We start from the raw sequence: 16,942 nt of genomic DNA, 5'->3' as shown, positions 1-16,942 counted from the left end.
TGTCGCTGGCAAGCTTGATGCTGGCTAATTCCAAAGCCAGTATATTAATTTCAGCAGTGTTTACCGGCCTGAGCTTTTCGGCAATTTTCCCCCTGCTGGTTTATATTGGCAGCAGGATTTATAAGCAGCAGGTGGACCTTCTGCTGCCGGTGCTTTTTATCTCAGGCACAGCAGGCAATGCTCTGGCCCCCTATCTAACCAGCATGGTATCCAGGTCAAGCATCAATCTGTCTATCTGGGTAGGCTATCTGTTTATTTTTATTACCCTGCTTTTGACAGTGTTTCTGTATGTTTATAGAAGGAGGATATAATTTTTAAAATGCAGAAGGTTGGCTAATGGGATAGTCCCGGTTTAAAATGAATTTGCATAATTGTAGGGATAATATATAATATTAAACATTATAAAGATTAGTAAGGACTGTTAATAAATTAAGAGAGTTTAGGTAATTTCCTCCAACTTCTACGTTGTATTGCGTATTCCCTTTTTTAATTATTTTTATGTTGAAACTTTTCTTTATAAGGTAAATTTAAAAAAACAGAAAGGCATGTAAGTGAATAAGAGACTGTATGTGGGTAACCTGGACTATGCAACCACGGATAAAGAGCTGGAAGAACTGTTTGCTACTGAAGGTAAAGTAGTGTACTCCAAGATTATTAACCGTGCAGACGGAAAATCAAGAGGTTTTGGCTTTGTGGAAATGGAAACTGAAGAAGAGGCCAAAAAGGCTATGGAAAAATTTGACCAGTCTAGTTTTAAAGACAGAACTATTGTGGTTAATGAAGCCAAATCCAGGGAGAAAAGAAGCTTCCAGTCCGGTGGCGGAGAACAGCGTAACTACAGAAGCAGAGACAAGGAAGACTTAAATTCAAAGCTGAAAAAACTGCGAAAAAAATTCCAGTAAACATTTTGAAATAAATTCTATTTCTGTATTAATTTATTCTAAATAATTAATTGTAGCAGTTTTAAGCTGCTACAATTAACCTCTTCATGGAGTAAGTGTATAGCTTATGTTCTTGGTAACCTCTATATTGTAACCCCAGTACCGGTAATAGTAGAAATGGTAATAGCTAAGTGCGGGGTCATTTCTTTTAAAAGAAAGATAAACATAGGTATTCTGGAGATTGTTGAAGGTAGTATAACCGCTTATTTTATTGCTGTCATCAATGGTAGGGTCAAAGGGCACCCAGCCATAGCGGTTTAGATACACTTCTGCCCAGTTGTGGCCATTGTTCAGATCTGAACCAAAGAGGTAGTAACCTTCAACAAACCTGGCCGGGAAACCTGAAGCCCGGCTTAGCGCCACCAGGGCATCGGTGTATTCGGTACAGTCCCCTTTACCGGTTTTAAGTGCTTCTGCTGCTCCCAGGGAATGAGGATTATAGGTGTCATAGCTCATATTATCTAAAACATAATCATACAGCATCCTGATTTTATCCAGAGGGTGTTCGGTTAATGTGTTGACCAGTGGGTTATCAGCAATTACCGGGTCATCTATATCCAGGTACTTTTCTTCATTCAGATATTCATCAAGGTCCCCTTCGGGTTTATTATTCCGGGTTGAAGTGGCAGAGACCAGGTCATAATCATACAAGATCATGCGGCTGGCAATGTTTATAGTAAAATCCAGCAGGGGTTCTTCTATCATAAATTCTGCATATTTGTTCTGTCCCCGGGTAAATATCCTGGATGGCCGGGGAGAATACTGGATATCTAAGACCTTCTGCCTTTTGCTGTAATTGCCGGGTATGGTAGATACAAATATTATTTTATCGGTCTTATCTGGTACATGCACGGAGTATTCGATATTAAAATAAACTTCCCGGGGATCCAGGCCTTCATCACTTTTTTCTTCTAAATCTTCTAAAGCATCGGGTTCTGATACTGCCTGTTCTGTCTCTACCGGAGGAGGCGGTTCGGTCTGAGGGCTGGATGAAGGCAGGGGATCTATTTGTGAGCACATCAGTTGGGGTATGATGCAGCAGGAAGAGGTGAGTACGACGGTTAGGAATAATATAAGAAAAACCTGAAATTTAAAATATCTGTTCATATTTTTTAAATACTGATGATTGGCTTATCACTTTAAGCTTATAATTTTTTAGAAATTAAATCTATTAAAAAAACAAAACCGCGGGGATACCTTTTACTGTTATCTCTTGGGTATGGATTTAAGTTTATTCGATGTCCGGATAGTTTATTATTTTTATCCACAACCGGAAGCCGGTTTATGCTGCTTTTATCATTATATTAGCTATCTTGCTTGGAGGTATTTCTTTTTTCACCACATTAAATTACTAAGAACTGCTTATTTTAAAATGGTTAAAAACAGTCTTGGTCCCTCAGGTTGCAGGTTTCACTTTTTCTTTCCATCTCCAGGGTCACATGTTCCAGTCCCAGTGGTTTGAGCATCTCTTTAATCTGTCTTTTTATATCGGATATTTGTTGAAGATCCAGCTGATCCTCCACCACTATATGAGTGGTAAGTACATGATTTAAGCTGTCGATGGACCACAGATGGGTATGGTGGACGTCTATAACCTTGTCCAGCTGCATTATGTTTTTATCTATATCTTCAATGTTTATACCTTCCGGGGCAGCCTGCATAAATACTGATAAAGTCTTCTTTAAATTTTTGGCTACATTATACAGGATGTAGACGGCTATGGCTGATGAAAGTATGGGGTCCAGTATGGGGATATCCTTAAACATCATTACTATACTTATTACCAGAACCGCTATCCAGCCCAGGACATCCTCCAGCAAATGAAAGGATACTATTTTTTCATTTAAGGTTTTACCTTTTCTCAACCTTAAAACAGCCAAGCCGTTTACTATTATTCCCCCGATGGCAAAGTATATCATTCCTTGGGCATGGACTGGCTGCGGTTCCAGAATCCTGTTCACTGCCTGATACAGTATAAACAGGGATCCAGCAGTTAAAATTATGGCGTTAATCAGGGCTGCCAGCAGGGAATATCTTTTATAGCCATAGGTGTATTTACTGTCATTTTTTCTATTAGAGTACTTTTCAAGTATCCAGGAAAGCCCCAGAGAAAGGCTGTCTCCCAGGTCGTGCAAAGCATCGGAGGCAATAGCCAGGCTGTTGGTCCAGAAACCTCCAATAACCTCCACAATAGCAAATCCCAGGTTCAGAAAGAAAGCAACCTTTATATTGGTAGTGGCACTGCTTTTATGGTTATGCTCATGCATACTTGTATTTATTAAATAATTATATAGAGATATTAGCAGAAAAAGCACATTTTAGAAAAGGCCGAGTATCTTATAGAAATCAGAGACCAGAATTGACTAATGCAGGATTAGCCGGGGGCAGATGCAGGTATAAAAGATAGCCCGGCTTGGAACCTATCCAAGGATGCCAATTGATTATAGTAAATAAACCTGATATACAGTCAGGGATATAATTACTTCCATAAGTTTTACTAATTTAAAAAAAGGATAAAAGATTTAAAATTTTAGTATAAAGATTAAGGTATCAAATGGGGGGGGGAGTGATTAAAATAAATTTAAAAATTTGGATCCACAGCACATATTACCGCTTGCAAATATAACCTGTTTTGTTTAAGGTTTAATAAGAATTCAACCATTCAATTATTACTGTAATTTAAGGGATCTGTTGATTAGCAAAATCGGTTTTGATAACCAGAAATATCTAAAAGAACAAACCAGAGCCATCCTGGATCGGGTAGAAAAATTCGACAATAAACTTTACCTGGAGTTCGGGGGAAAGCTCTGCCATGACCTGCATGCGTCCAGAGTCCTTCCCGGCTATGATTCCAATGTTAAGATGAAATTGCTTCAATCTTTAAAGGATAAAATAAATATTATCCTTTGTATATATGCTCAGGACATAGAGCGGGGAAGAGTAAGGGGAGATTTTGGCATAACCTATGATGCGGCTACCTTCAAACTCATAGATGAATTAAGGAAATGGGGCCTGGACATATTGGCAGTGGTTATAACCAGATATGATGGCCAGTCGGCAGCAGCCATGTTCAAAAACAAACTTGAGCGCAGAAAAGTGAAGGTATATTTCCATTATCCCATAGACGGCTACCCTACCGATATTGATACTATTTGCAGTGATAACGGTTTTGGAAAAAATGATTATATCAAGACCAACAGGCCTATTGTAGTGGTAACTGCCCCCGGTCCCAATAGTGGTAAGCTATCTACCTGCCTGTCACAGATGTACCACGACCATAAGAGGGGCATTAATGCCGGGTATGCTAAATTTGAGACCTTTCCTATATGGAATCTTCCCTTAAAGCACCCGGTTAATGTGGCCTATGAGGCAGCCACCGCCGATATACAGGACTTTAATCTGGTAGACCCGTTTCACCTTAACAAGTACCAGAAAGTGGCTATAAATTACAATCGGGATGTAGAAAGTTTCCCCATACTTCAGCTTATAATAAAAAGAATAATGGACCAGAAAAATGCAAATCTGCCTCTTTATAATTCACCTACAGACATGGGCGTAAACCAGGCTAAAACCGGTATAATAGACGATGCAGTAGTGCAGGGAGCTTCCAAACAGGAGCTTATACGCCGATATTTCCGGTATAACAGTGAATACGTGAGGGGCATAGAGAAAAAAGAGACTGTAGGCAGGGTAAAGGCATTGATGGAGGAACTGGGAGTAAAAATTACCGACCGGAAGGTGGTGGAGGTGGCACGGCACAGCGCAGAAGAGGCTGAGCTGAAAGGCAAAGGCCACAATGGAATTTTTGTAGGAGCAGCCATAGAGTTGCCGGATGGAAACATCGTAACCGGTAAAAATTCCGAACTGATGCATGCAGCCTCCAGCCTGGTATTAAATGCTATAAAGGTTCTGGCCAATATCCCTGATGAGATACACCTGCTTTCCCCCCAGGTTATTGGTCAGATTGCCAAGTTAAAAAAGGGAATCTTCAGGTCCGATTCCGAGAGCCTGGATTTGCAGGAAGCATTAATTGCACTATCCATAAGCTCTACAACCAACCATACTGCAGAGCTGGCTATGAACAAGCTGGCCAGCCTAAGAAACTGTGAGATGCATATGACACATATACCTACCCCTGGAGATGATGTGGGCCTTAAGAGACTGGGGGTAAACTTTACTACAGACGGTAAGTTTTCCTCCCACAACCTGTTTATTGATTAAGTTACCTTAATGCTCTTTTCCTGTTAAAGCCTCCGCCTCCATAAGAAGAGAGATCCAGGAAAATTCCCAGTGCAATCAAAATCCATTCCAGACCGGAAATGCCCGGACTCATATACCAGGAGACTAAGAAAAATATCATGGTAAAGGGAGCAAATAAGGCAAGCAGCAAAGGCCAGAACCAGTGGCTGAAGGCAACCTTAAACAACAGGGGATTAATAAGCCACCATATAAGCAAAGCTATGCGCGGTCCTATAAATATGGCAGAGGTTATAACACAACACATATCAGATATAGATTAGAACATAATAAGAAAATATTATAATATAGATAAGGGATGTTTGCTAATTGATATCTCAATTTTATGGCCAAACTATTGCCATGCTAGGTATAAGAAGAAGGGAAAGATAATTAAAATGAAAAAAAAGAACCAGGCATCAGATTCGGATAAGAAGCTTTTTCAGAGCTCAAAGGCCCAAGGAGAGGATTTTACGGATTCGGACCCCTGGAGGGTACTGAAAATACAGGGGGAATTCGTGGAGGGTTTTGATACTCTGGCCAAGGTTGGACCCTGTATTTCCATATTTGGTTCTGCCCGTACCCAGCCTGATAATCAATATTATAAGGCAGCGGAGAAGACAGGAGCTCTTCTGGCCAAAAATAATCTGGGAGTAATAACTGGCGGAGGGCCAGGAATAATGGAAGCCGCAAATAAAGGGGCATTTGAAGCCGGAGGGCGGTCCATTGGAGCCAATATTGAGTTACCTTTCGAGCAGGAAGCCAACCCCTACCAGGATATTTCCATGGAGTTCCATTATTTTTTTGTAAGAAAGATGATTTTTGTCAAATATTCCATCGGTTACATAATATTTCCAGGGGGTTATGGTACGCTGGATGAATTATTTGAAGCCCTGACTCTGGCCCAAACCAATAAAATTGAACACTTCCCCATTGCCCTTTACGGCAGCCAGTACTGGGATGGTATACGTGATTGGATACAGGAGTGTCTTCTGGAGCAGCACTGTACAATAAGTCCTGAAGATAAGGATCTGTATAAAGTAGTAAATAGTCCCCAGGAAGCAGTGGGCTATGTGTTGGCAGTTCTGGAAAAAAATAATTATTTATAACCGGAAAGGAAAACAGCAATGTTTGCTGAATTGAGCAAGAAAAAAATTTCATGGATTTTACTTTCTGCCCTGGCTCTGATTGCTTCAGCTACCGGGGTATTTTATTTTGATGTATACAGAGGGCTGGTAAGTGAATCCATGGCTCCGGGCATATTTGCCCAGGATTTAATGACTTTACTGGCATCAGCAGTGATGCTTATCCTGGCAATATTCTCCAGGCCTAAACAGTACAAAATTCAGATCATTATCCTGGGTGTTGCCGGTTATCTTTTTTATGCATATGGAATATATGTTATAGAGAGGATATATAATGTAATGTACCTTGGATATATGGCAATTTTTGCCCTGGCCTTTTTTACCCTGGTATACGGAGTGGCAAGCATCGATTCACGCATTAAAGCCCAAGCCAGGATACCTGGATCCTCCAGGGTATTATCCATAATATTTTTACTGCTGCAGCCGGTGGTATTTTACCCTCTGTGGGCCAGCCAGCTGCTGTCCTTGATGATAGCCCGGGAAAAAATTGAGTTTCTTTATTCAGTATATATTCTGGACTTCTGTTTCATCATGCCTGTATTTATAATTATTGCAGTAAGTACTATAAGGAAAGAGGGTCTGGGTTTTTTGATGGCGCCATCCATGTTTGTGCTGGGTTTTACCCTTCTTTTCCCCCTGGGGGTGGCGGAATTGATGAAACCATTTTATAACCAGCCTATAGATGCAGGAAGCCTGGTATTGTTTCTGGTATTTTCTCTTATTTTTTTAGCTATAGCTATCCTCTATTTGAAAAATTTGAGCTTGGAAGATACTTAAAGCTATCAGGAGTTGGCCCTGTTTTTTTTCTTTTTAATCTTGGCCCAACGGTCTTTTAAGCTAACTGTACGATTAAACACCAGATTTTCAGGCTTGGAATCGGGGTCGACATAGAAATAGCCAATCCTTTCAAACTGATATATCTGACCCGGTTTTGCTTCTTTTAAGGAAGGCTCAAGTTTGCAGCTATTGATTATTTTTAGGGAATCTTTATTGAAATTTTGAATTAGTTCTTCATCCTGGCCTATATCCTGGGGATCTTCTTTGGTAAATAATTTATCATACAGCCGTATTTCTGCTTGCAGGGCATGGGCAGCGGAAACCCAGTGTATGGTTGCTTTTACCTTTCTCCCGTCAGGAGCATCCCCTCCCTTGGTGGCAGGGTCATAAGTGCAGTGTATTTCCGATATATTGCCCTGGCTGTCCTTGATTACGCCGGTACAGGTAATAAAATAGGCATACCTTAACCTTATTTCTCTGCCTGGAGCCAGCCGGTAGAATTTTTTGGGAGGATCTTCCATAAAGTCATCCCTTTCGATGTACAGGATTTTGGAAAAGGGGACCTGCCTGGTTCCAGCTTCAGGATCCTCGGGATTATTTATGGCAGTTAAATTTTCTTCCTGGTCTTGCGGGTAGTTGTCAATAACTACCTTAACCGGGTTTAGCACTCCCATAACCCGGGGGGAAATGCGGTTGAGGTCTTCCCTTACGAAGTGTTCCAGGTATTCTATTTCTATGGTGCTCTTAGACTTAGCTACCCCGATGGCATTGCAAAAATTTCGAATGGCTTCAGCTGTGTAACCCCTGCGCCTCATACCGCTAAGGGTGGGCATCCTTGGATCGTCCCATCCTCCAACCATTTCTTTATCCGCCAGGGTTTTAAGCATTCGTTTGCTCATTACGGTATAAGTGAGATTAAGCCTGGCAAACTCTATCTGCCGGGGATGGTGTATCCCCAGCTGCTGTATAAACCAGTCATAAAGGGGTCTGTGGTCTTCAAATTCCAGGGTACATATGGAATGAGTTATATTCTCAATTGAATCTGATTGGCCATGAGCCCAATCATAAGTGGGATAAATGCACCACTGATCCTTGGTCCGGTGATGGCTTCTGGCCATTATTCTGTACATGATGGGGTCCCTGAGATTAAGATTGGGTGAAGACATATCTATCTTTGCCCTCAGTACCCTGGAACCATCAGGGAATTCTCCCTGTTTCATCTTTTCAAACAGTTCCAGGTTCTCCTCTACTGAACGGTTCCGGTAGGGACTTTCTTTCCCTGGCTGGGTGAGGGTGCCTCTATACTGGCGTATCTGTCCGGCATCCAGATCGCAGACATAAGCCTTACCCTTTTTTATCAGCTGTATGGCGTATAGGTAAAGCTGGGAGAAATAATCGGAAGCATAATATTCGCGGTCCTGCCAGTCAAATCCCAGCCACCTAACATCTTCCCTGATAGCCTGAACATATTCATCTTCCTCTTTGGTGGGATTGGTGTCATCGAACCTCAGATTGCATAATCCTTTGAATTCCTGGGCCAGCCCGAAGTTAAAGCAGATGGCTTTAGCATGCCCTATATGAAGGTAGCCATTGGGTTCTGGAGGAAACCGGGTATGTATTTTTTCTACCCTGCCTTGGTCAAGATCTGCTTTAATTATTTCCCTGATAAAATCAGTTTTATCCAAATTATTATCCATGCGCTTATATTTTGAAAATTGAGCTCTATTTTAAGTAATTGAAACAGAGTTGTCAAAGCTTGCCTGTTTCTCTAATGCGCTAACCATAGCATATACCGGCGGTTTTATCCATTATGGAGGTTATGAAGTGGGGCAAGAATTTAATCTGGAAAAAAGCTATCAGGGCTTTTTTAGATGGTGTAAGGAGAAAGCGTTTCATAGATGCACACATCCTTAGTATCGACAGTTTTAATGTTTAGTAAGATTGGTTGTCTAAGCTTTAGCCATGGTGCTGGCGCATAAGGTGTTTGATGGCCAGTACCGGGTAGCAATAGAGCATCCTGGGACCCGAATATCTCATGATTAGTTTGATTCTTGACCTCATCTGTGGTTGATAACAGTGCATGGTACAGTTATTGCAGGTAGGTTTATCATTACCAAAGAGGCAATGGTCTAGCTTGAGGTGTACATAGGTTATAAGTTTTGAACATTGTTTGCAGGGCGGGCCCCCGTTTGGAGAATGGAGGTGGGCACAGTAAAGTTCAATCATTTTGGTTACTGTTATTTTTTCTAATTCTATTATGGTTTCAGTTTCATGCATGACTTTGTTTTAGGGTATAGCTTTTGCAGGTAAGCATTTAGAAAAACAGGCGAAATATTCTATAACTGGAAACTGGCTATACCCTAAATTATGACTTATAACAGGTTGTAGCGGCCAGCTCTGGCTAGGTTTAGAAGTCATCTGCTTAATATTATTAATCACCTAACCCAATACTGGCTTCCATCAGGTTTTCTATCCAGAAAACCGTATTCTATAAGGTATCTTCTTATTAAAGCATAATCCTGGTAGCTTTTTGATATGATTTGATTTACTTCCTTTTCATTATAAATGGTATCCTTATTAAAATTCTTTATTATCTGGCTGATAATTATCAATCTCAGTTTTTCTTTGGGAGGAAAATTCTTTAATTTTTTATCAGTCCCATGAGGGAAGTATTTTTTTATGATTTTATCTTTTTCTTCTACTGTAACATTATACCGGTGGTCGATCATTTTTGATTTTTTATTCACATTAATAAACTGATTGATGGGGTTGTCTTGTTGTTGCAGCAATTCCATCAGGGTTAAGAATATCTTTGACTGCCGTTCTTTTTCCTTAAAATTAAAGCGATAGTTCCTGATGGTTGAATTGCTTCCTATCCCGGTAATATTTCTGATCTCAGAATCACTTTTTCCTTCATGGAAAAGCTGCAGCATTCTTTTTTGGTGGGGTGATAATCCGGTAAGTTTCTTGTCCAGGTTTATTAAATAATTAAATACCGACCTATGGGTTTTCTTTATATGCAGATGCATATAGCTTTCAGGCTCATAAAAAATTCCGTGCTCCGGATATATTATTCCCTTATCTACTACGTGACCGCATAGCAGGCACTCATAATTATTTTCATTTTCCATAAAACCTCTTTTCAGATCCTCAAATTCGGCATTCCAGAACTTTTCATCTATCCCCATATTTAAACCTCAACTAAAAATGTTTATATATAGATAGACATAATAATATAATATCTATTAATAAGTAAATAGATTAAAGCATATAATTTAACACAATCGGGGGAGGGCATGCACTCTGTTGTCAGTTGCATAACCTGAAGTTATATTTCATAATATTGGCTGAACGCGAAATTATTAAAAAAGTTAATAAGTTACTGATTACTAACCAGCATTAAGAGATTATGAAAGAATTTAAACCAGACTTTAACCAGGTGGTAAATGCTGTGTACAGAGTAAAGCCGGAAAGAATCCCCCTGTATGAGCATATAATAGATACCAGTATAATGGAAAAAATACTGGGAGATAAATTCGCCTCTCTTTATAACGGAGACCGGGAAGAGAAAAGACAGTTCTTTAAAAAATATATACACTTCTTCAAAGAAATGGGATATGATACCGTGTCTTTTGAATGCCTTATAACTTCCATACTACCAGGAAGCGGGGCCCTTTATTACCACAAGCCGGGCACGATAAAGAATAGGCAGGATTTCAAATCTTACCCCTGGGACCAGATTCCTGATTTTTTCAGGGAAAGATATTATGAAGATTTTAGGCTGTTATCCCAGGAGATGCCTACCGGTATGAAAGCTGTCGGAGGGCCCGGAAACGGTATTTTTGAATGCGTACAGGATATTGTTGGCCTGCAGAATCTGTGTATCATATCTGCCGATGATCCTGAGCTTTACCGCAGCCTGTTTTTCAATATGGGGAAAGCTTTTGTTAGTATATGGCAATGGTTTTTAAAGGAATTTTCTACAGTTTATGCAGTTTGCAGATTCGGGGATGATTTAGGATACAAGTCTTCCACTATCCTCAAGCCGGAGGATATAAGGGAGCTGATAATTCCCCAGTATGCCAAGATTTCCAATCTTATCCACTCACACCAGAAGCCGTTTTTACTTCATTCCTGTGGCAATATCTTTCCGGTAATGGATGATATCATAAACATAGCCAAAATAGATGCCAAGCATTCCAATGAAGATGTAATTGCCCCTTTTCCTGAATGGCTACAGCTCTACAGCGACCGTATTGCTCTTTTTGGTGGAGCGGATATGAGCTATATTTGTACCAGTAGTGAAGAAGAAATAAAAGAATATGTACTGGAAATCCTGGAGTATGCCAGTCAGTACCCAGGCTTTGCTTTTGGAACAGGGAATTCTGTTCCTGATTATTTACCAGTAGAAAATTACCTGGCTATGGTGGAAACAGCAAGAAAATTCAGGGGTGAATAGGTGGAGCAGAATCTACAAGCAGCAGCGCAGCAACTAAGATAAATAAGGATACTGAATGTTTAAATTTAACCGGCAAAGGCCCCTTCCCGCACAACCTAATACTTCATATATTCTGGGACCTTTATTTTGAATCCATAGTTTATACCATCATTAAAAAGGTTAAAACCATCAACGGAACGTATCAGAATGAAACCACCACATTTAAAACCCAGGCAATCCAGGCCCTTCTTTCCTTATGCCTGATAAACAGGATATTAACGGCAACTGTTCCCATGAATCCAATTCCCAGAGTTAATCCAAAAGACCAGAGCAAACCCAAGGGCCCAGTTGCCCCCGGTTCATTGGAAATTCTCCAGTAAAAAGGTAAAGGGAAACAGAAGCAAGCATTAAAAACCATAACACCAGTGACAAAATGGTGGAGGCTATCAGTATCTTTTTGTTCATAACCATAATTTCTCTCTTCTTTTACTGTATCTATTGAAAAACCAGAAAAGTATATTAAATTAAGGTCTGTGATTCAGACAGTAGATTCTGTTAATTGTAAACAAAGTAGCAGTGCCCATAAAACCAGACTTTTTTAAGGGCACTGCTTTTTGATTTTTGCCCTAAATAAAATTCTTAAAACCAATTTGGAAAAGATTGCAGTTTAGCCTAAAATATGGTATGTATATATAAATAATACATGCAATATTATGGACATAAGCGCTATAAAGAAAAAAATAAATCTTTTGGAGCAACAGAGAAAAAAGACCCTGGCCTACCTCCTTAACCCCCAGGATATGATAGAAGGCTCCATATATACAGCATACAAAAGTTGCGGAAACAAAAGGTGCCGCTGCGCAAAGGGGGATCTACACGGCCCTTTCAGTTATTTATCCAGGAAGGTGGAGGGTAAAACCAAGCTTACCTTCATAAGAAAAGATGATGAGGATGTGGTTGTAAAAAAAGCCCACAATTACAGAAAATACACCAGGGCCATGGCCAGGCTAAATAAGCTAGACGCCAAAATATATGATAATCTTAAAAAAATAAGGAAAGTCAAAACCAAAAGCTATGGGAAAAGAGAGAGCTAAATTCTTTGTCTATACCCAGAATAAGGCCAAGGTTAAAAAAGGTCTAAAGGATGGCAATATAGACTACGGCTCCTTTTCCAAGATGGGTTTTGTAGATGAGTTTTTCGCCTTCCTTTTTGCCACCGATTTTTTCCCCTTCTGCGAAGATACCTATCCCAGCCCCCGGGTAAAAAAAGAGGTGCCCCCCTGGTTTCTTTTAGCCTCGGTTATGGGGGCCAAGATGTATGGGGAGGATGCTTTTTTTAACATCGGCCATGTACTGGGTAACGGGACCATTTTAAAGATGCTGGGGTTTAACCTGGGTGCGGTAGAGGGATTTAATAATAAAAACAAAAAGCAAAGAAAGTACCCGGTAGACCCCGATACCATAAGAAAGTTTTTTGCTGACAGCGACCCGGCAGATCTAACCAGGTGGTTTAACCATGATTTTTCCTCCTGGATGAGGAAAAAAGGTGCCTACAGAAGCGGTATATTTGTAGAGGACGCAAGCTATATTATCCTTCCTGATAACAAAAACTACCAAATGGCCGAGCATGTATGGCTGGATAAGGATAAAAACCATGCTGCAAAAGATGCCCCCGGGGCCAGGGCCACCCTGTGCTATAAGCTTACCACCCTGCTAAATACAGACCAGGACGGCAGCTACTACCTGTACGCGGGGGCAAGGGTTGATCCCGGTAATGTCCATGGCTTAAGGCAGGGAAGGAATCTGGTGGACGGGTTTACTAAAAGCGGGGGGCATATCGATACTCTGCTGATGGATCGGGGCTACTTGGACGGGCCCACCCTTACCCACTACAAAAAGGATTTGAAGATAAATTGGATAATACCCTTAAGAAAAGACATGGACGCCTACAGTGACGCAGTGGGCCTTGCCCAGGCTAAAAATATAGACTGGAAGCCCTACTGCCTGGAGCAGGACGGGGATGGCTTTACCAAGAAAAAAGAGGAGGTGGTCTCCTTTTTTAACCTCGGTTCCTGGGAAAACCTCTCCTGCCCCTTGCATGTATCTGTAAAAAGGGAGACCGATTACGAGAATGGTGTAGTTAGCTACTTTGTGCTGGCCATGAGCAAAAGATACAAATACCCCAGCCAGGCATTTGACCTATACAAAAGGAGGACGGTCATAGAGGAGCGCCACCGCCAGCTTAAAGGTTTCTGGGATCTGGCTAAGTTTAGCTCCCCTGCCTATTCCCTGGTTCTTACCCAGATACTTACCAAACTTGCCACCTATTCACTGATGCAATTCTACCTCCTGCGGTCTGATATGAGGAAATTAGCCAAAAAAACCATTGCCACCATAAAGAAAAAGGAAAGGGCGGGAGAGTGTGTGGTAATTCTTTATAGCGGTCCCCACTATGGGGTATTTGACTTAGATGAGTACAGCTACATTATCATGAACCTGAAAACGGATGCCAAAAAAAGGCTTTCCCGGAGAATAAAAACCTGGAATAAGAGCCCTCCTTAAGGGTAGGATGTGCAAAAGACTTAATACTTGCTTTGTCAATTTTTTTAAATAATTTTTACCCAAGTCCTTAGCCGCCCCATCTCTTTTTTCGCCACTTTTTACCGCTTTTCTGTAGATCAAAGAAAAATTTCTCTAAAGTGCAGATTTTCCCTGCCCTGGTTTCAGAAAAAGTGCCACCTGGGTGGCCTCCGGGCCCAGTGGCAGCTTATTAGTGTCTGAATTGCAGTAAATTAAGGTTTCTTTTGTTGTAATAGTTACTATAACATGTAATAATTTTAAAAGCATAGCAACTTTTTATTGATGCAGAATCCTACGCCTATGTTCTGTTTGTTTTAGAAATAAGTTATAAGAGATTATAAATAAGAAATAATACAAATCAGTATAAGGAGGAAAAATGATAAGTCTCGGCATGCACACAGACAATTGGCGAAGCCTAAGCGGCAGCTTTGCTGATGCAGTACAATCTGCAGCTAAGTATAATTTGGACCACATTGAGTTTGGAGTAATTGACGGACAGTATTTTATCAATGCTATGGGTTATGAGCCCGGTGTATCCCTTAAATCGAATCCTTTAGCTATAAGGAGAATGTGTGAATCAAATAATCTCAGGATATCCCAGATAGACGGATCCTACCCTATAATGGGATATGACGGAGCGGTATTCGGCGTTCAATATGTACAGCAATCAATCAGGTTTGCCAGTGATCTGGGTTGTCCAAAAGTAGATACAACCGATAGTGGAAAAGAATTTGATATGCCCAAAGATGAGGTTCTAAAGCAGGCCATCCGTAACTACAGTGAATGTCTGAAATGGGCAGAAGATTACAAGATAATAATAAATGTAGAGCCCCATGGACCTTATACCGGTGATCTTGATTTCATGCAGAAGCTGCTTTCTCATTTTGAATCAGAATACCTGAGAGTAAACATGGATACCGGTAATACCTTTATCCAGGGAAATGATCCCCTGGAATTTTTAAAGACATTAAGAAAATATGTTACCCATGTGCACATCAAAGATGTAAGCAAGGAACTTGCAGCTGCTCTTCGGGGTGAAGAAACCGGTATAGCCTGCAGCGAAGTAGGTATAGGCGAAGGCGTTAATGCAGATAATATAAAGAAATGCCTTGAATTTTTAAATGAAACAGACTGGGATGGCGATATTTCCATAGAATGTTCAGGATTGGATGATAAGATTGCCAGTAGCGTTAAGTTTTTAAGGGCCTTAATCTAGATAAGAGAACTAAAGACAGCTAATTTTTCAATTAGCGTGGCAGTGGGTAAAAAGATTGCCACGTTAATTGAATTTAAGGTTTGTAAAATATAAGCATACTCATTATAAATGGTAGAAAAGCCTGAATCAGCCTGAGAATTTTAGTGATAACTCCGGTTTAGTTAGCCTGCAGCTTGTTTTAACCACCAAAACTGTAACTGTTTATAATAACGTATCAGGATAGCTTAAAAAAATGTTAGCCTGACTTAGTGTTCATGTTCAACAATGCCGTAACCTCCGGTTACCGGATCCTTGAATAAGGGACACCGGGGAGGATAATATGACAGCAGGCTGAACCCCGTCAGGTTTATAATAATCAACACCACTCCTATCATATTTAGTACTCTGTAATTTCTCTGGACCAGCATAATCCTGTAACTTATTACCTGTGAGAGCGCAATGGACACCACGAAATTACCTATGTCTAAAGCCAGAGTCTCAATTCCCAGAGCTACCGAAGAATAATAGATTCCGGTGATCAAAAAAGCGATAAGGGTGATGGAGGTTCCCTTGGCTAACAAAAAATTTCTGGTTCGTTTTCCAAAAACAAAAAATTCAATTATTGCCCATATAAAAGCAGGCCAGAAACCTATTTTTAGATGTTCCCACACACTCTCGTTGACAGCCCCTATCAACGCTGCAGCAGTTAAGCCACCACTTAATTCAAAAATGAAATGAAGAAATGACCCCAATAGAACCATAAATAAAATACCATACATTTCCCATTTCAGGATAGTCTTTCTGCCAGTAGGTATATACATTTTTTAGAACCTTTCTAACTTTTTAAATTTACAATATTTCAGCTTTTTCTGTTAATGAAGGCTATAGTCAGCTGTAATACAGTTGCAAAAATTACCCATAATATATAGGGGATATTTATATAAGTAACCCAGCCAGCATAAGCATAAATTTTATATAATGCCCATAAAAGGGTTACAGTTACCAATACTATATCAATTGCCGCCAGCCAATTATTTCTAAGGCGGAATTGAATGGGGGTAAAGGAAAAATTAAAAACCAGGTTCATAATGAAAGGCACGAGAATAAGGAAGGGGATAGTGCCGTTGAAATAAAGGTAGATTACGTACCCGAATGAAATAAAAACAATGATGTACAGCACTATCCATACTGGCCCAAAAAGCCAGGATGGCGGAGCCCATTGGGGTTTTATTAACTGTTTATATTGTTGGGATGAATCCATTTAATTTAATTCTATAGTTTATTGGAATCTTTGGCTATTTCTTATTATAGAAACTTTTCCCCACTTAAACTTAATAATATAGTTTTTAACTTTGTCAACTATACCTAGCTACCAAGACGTCTTAATCGCAGAAAATTTAAAATATTTATAAACAAAAAAATCCTTTGGATTTAACATAAGAGTTGAATATATGAAATGATCTAAAAGTATCTACTTAATAATGTAACTGTATTTTTAGCACCATCCAAAGGGGCGTTCTTATAATTTACCTTAGTATTTATGTTTGCAATTATTGCTTCTGCAAGCATTTTTTCATTAGTTTTTAAGTAAGACATCCTGATTCCAGCATTATATCTTTCTAACCTTGGG

General features: G+C 40.1%; 18 protein-coding genes. 9 read left to right on the top strand and 9 right to left on the bottom strand.

Annotated features, from left to right (window positions below; genetic code table 11):
* Nucleotides 1-311: hypothetical protein (locus K9H14_07495; GenBank protein MCG9480033.1), on the top strand; the 311-nt coding region annotated here is incomplete at its 5' end.
* 240 nt (nt 312-551) lie between these two features.
* The gene (locus K9H14_07490) at nt 552-902 is read left to right on the top strand and encodes an RNA-binding protein (GenBank protein ID MCG9480032.1); all 351 of its coding nucleotides are present in this window, start codon (nt 552-554) and stop codon (nt 900-902) included.
* An 84-nt stretch (nt 903-986) separates the two neighbouring features.
* Here K9H14_07490 and K9H14_07485 read toward each other — a convergent pair whose 3' ends face one another.
* A complete protein-coding gene (locus K9H14_07485; protein MCG9480031.1) occupies nt 987-1,961 on the bottom strand; it encodes a transglutaminase-like domain-containing protein in 975 nt (324 codons plus the stop codon).
* A 356-nt stretch (nt 1,962-2,317) separates the two neighbouring features.
* Nucleotides 2,318-3,208 (bottom strand): cation diffusion facilitator family transporter, encoded by an 891-nt coding sequence (locus K9H14_07480; protein ID MCG9480030.1) that lies wholly within the window; start codon nt 3,206-3,208, stop codon nt 2,318-2,320.
* A gap of 424 nt (nt 3,209-3,632) precedes the next feature.
* On the opposite strand from K9H14_07480, the gene K9H14_07475 reads away from it, so the two are divergent.
* The gene (locus tag K9H14_07475; protein MCG9480029.1) at nt 3,633-5,162 is read left to right on the top strand and encodes a DUF1846 domain-containing protein; all 1,530 of its coding nucleotides are present in this window, start codon (nt 3,633-3,635) and stop codon (nt 5,160-5,162) included.
* Nucleotide 5,163: 1 nt separating this feature from the next.
* Here the strand turns inward: K9H14_07475 and K9H14_07470 are convergent, their stop codons facing one another.
* Nucleotides 5,164-5,445: a hypothetical protein gene (locus tag K9H14_07470; GenBank protein ID MCG9480028.1), complete on the bottom strand. Its 282-nt coding sequence runs from the start codon at nt 5,443-5,445 to the stop codon at nt 5,164-5,166.
* A gap of 130 nt (nt 5,446-5,575) precedes the next feature.
* Here K9H14_07470 and K9H14_07465 point away from each other — a divergent pair, with 130 nt between their 5' ends.
* Together K9H14_07465 and K9H14_07460 are read left to right on the top strand one after the other, a co-directional pair.
* The gene (locus tag K9H14_07465) at nt 5,576-6,286 is read left to right on the top strand and encodes a TIGR00730 family Rossman fold protein (protein ID MCG9480027.1); all 711 of its coding nucleotides are present in this window, start codon (nt 5,576-5,578) and stop codon (nt 6,284-6,286) included.
* A gap of 18 nt (nt 6,287-6,304) precedes the next feature.
* Nucleotides 6,305-7,099, top strand: a complete 795-nt coding sequence (locus K9H14_07460; protein MCG9480026.1) for a hypothetical protein — start codon at nt 6,305-6,307, stop codon at nt 7,097-7,099.
* Between the two features lie 5 nt (nt 7,100-7,104).
* Here the strand turns inward: K9H14_07460 and K9H14_07455 are convergent, their stop codons facing one another.
* From K9H14_07455 to K9H14_07445, 3 genes are all read right to left on the bottom strand, one after another.
* On the bottom strand, nt 7,105-8,796 hold the full coding sequence (locus tag K9H14_07455; protein MCG9480025.1) for a glutamine--tRNA ligase/YqeY domain fusion protein: 1,692 nt from the start codon (nt 8,794-8,796) through the stop codon (nt 7,105-7,107).
* A 259-nt stretch (nt 8,797-9,055) separates the two neighbouring features.
* Entirely contained in the window at nt 9,056-9,376 is a 321-nt protein-coding gene (locus K9H14_07450; protein ID MCG9480024.1) for a nitrous oxide-stimulated promoter family protein, read from the bottom strand.
* Nucleotides 9,377-9,534: 158 nt separating this feature from the next.
* Nucleotides 9,535-10,287 (bottom strand): DUF2087 domain-containing protein, encoded by a 753-nt coding sequence (locus K9H14_07445; protein ID MCG9480023.1) that lies wholly within the window; start codon nt 10,285-10,287, stop codon nt 9,535-9,537.
* 221 nt (nt 10,288-10,508) lie between these two features.
* Here K9H14_07445 and K9H14_07440 point away from each other — a divergent pair, with 221 nt between their 5' ends.
* Nucleotides 10,509-11,558, top strand: coding sequence for a hypothetical protein (locus K9H14_07440; GenBank protein ID MCG9480022.1), 1,050 nt, complete (start codon nt 10,509-10,511; stop codon nt 11,556-11,558).
* A gap of 181 nt (nt 11,559-11,739) precedes the next feature.
* On the opposite strand, the gene K9H14_07435 is transcribed toward K9H14_07440, so the two are convergent.
* A complete protein-coding gene (locus tag K9H14_07435) occupies nt 11,740-11,877 on the bottom strand; it encodes a hypothetical protein (GenBank protein MCG9480021.1) in 138 nt (45 codons plus the stop codon).
* A 373-nt stretch (nt 11,878-12,250) separates the two neighbouring features.
* Here K9H14_07435 and K9H14_07430 point away from each other — a divergent pair, with 373 nt between their 5' ends.
* The 3 genes from K9H14_07430 to K9H14_07420 all read left to right on the top strand — a co-directional run bounded on the left by K9H14_07430 (nt 12,251) and on the right by K9H14_07420 (nt 15,333).
* Nucleotides 12,251-12,631, top strand: a complete 381-nt coding sequence (locus K9H14_07430; GenBank protein ID MCG9480020.1) for a hypothetical protein — start codon at nt 12,251-12,253, stop codon at nt 12,629-12,631.
* Complete coding sequence (locus K9H14_07425; GenBank protein MCG9480019.1) at nt 12,612-14,099, top strand: transposase; 1,488 nt, start codon at nt 12,612-12,614, stop codon at nt 14,097-14,099. The genes K9H14_07430 and K9H14_07425 overlap by 20 nt, the downstream gene beginning before the upstream one ends.
* 394 nt (nt 14,100-14,493) lie before the next feature.
* Nucleotides 14,494-15,333 carry a sugar phosphate isomerase/epimerase gene (locus K9H14_07420; protein MCG9480018.1) on the top strand — a complete coding sequence of 280 codons (840 nt, stop codon included), beginning with the start codon at nt 14,494-14,496 and terminating at the stop codon, nt 15,331-15,333.
* A 245-nt stretch (nt 15,334-15,578) separates the two neighbouring features.
* On the opposite strand, the gene K9H14_07415 is transcribed toward K9H14_07420, so the two are convergent.
* Both K9H14_07415 and K9H14_07410 read right to left on the bottom strand, forming a co-directional pair.
* Complete coding sequence (locus K9H14_07415; protein ID MCG9480017.1) at nt 15,579-16,133, bottom strand: DUF6512 family protein; 555 nt, start codon at nt 16,131-16,133, stop codon at nt 15,579-15,581.
* 38 nt (nt 16,134-16,171) lie between these two features.
* Nucleotides 16,172-16,573, bottom strand: coding sequence for a tryptophan-rich sensory protein (locus K9H14_07410; GenBank protein MCG9480016.1), 402 nt, complete (start codon nt 16,571-16,573; stop codon nt 16,172-16,174).
* Nucleotides 16,574-16,942: the final 369 nt, after the last annotated feature.

It is taken from the genome of Actinomycetes bacterium (assembly GCA_022396035.1).
Taxonomy (GTDB): Bacteria; Actinomycetota; Humimicrobiia; order Humimicrobiales; family Humimicrobiaceae; genus Halolacustris.
Note: the sequence above shows the minus strand (reverse complement) of the source record. Positions and strands in the feature narration are given on the sequence as shown.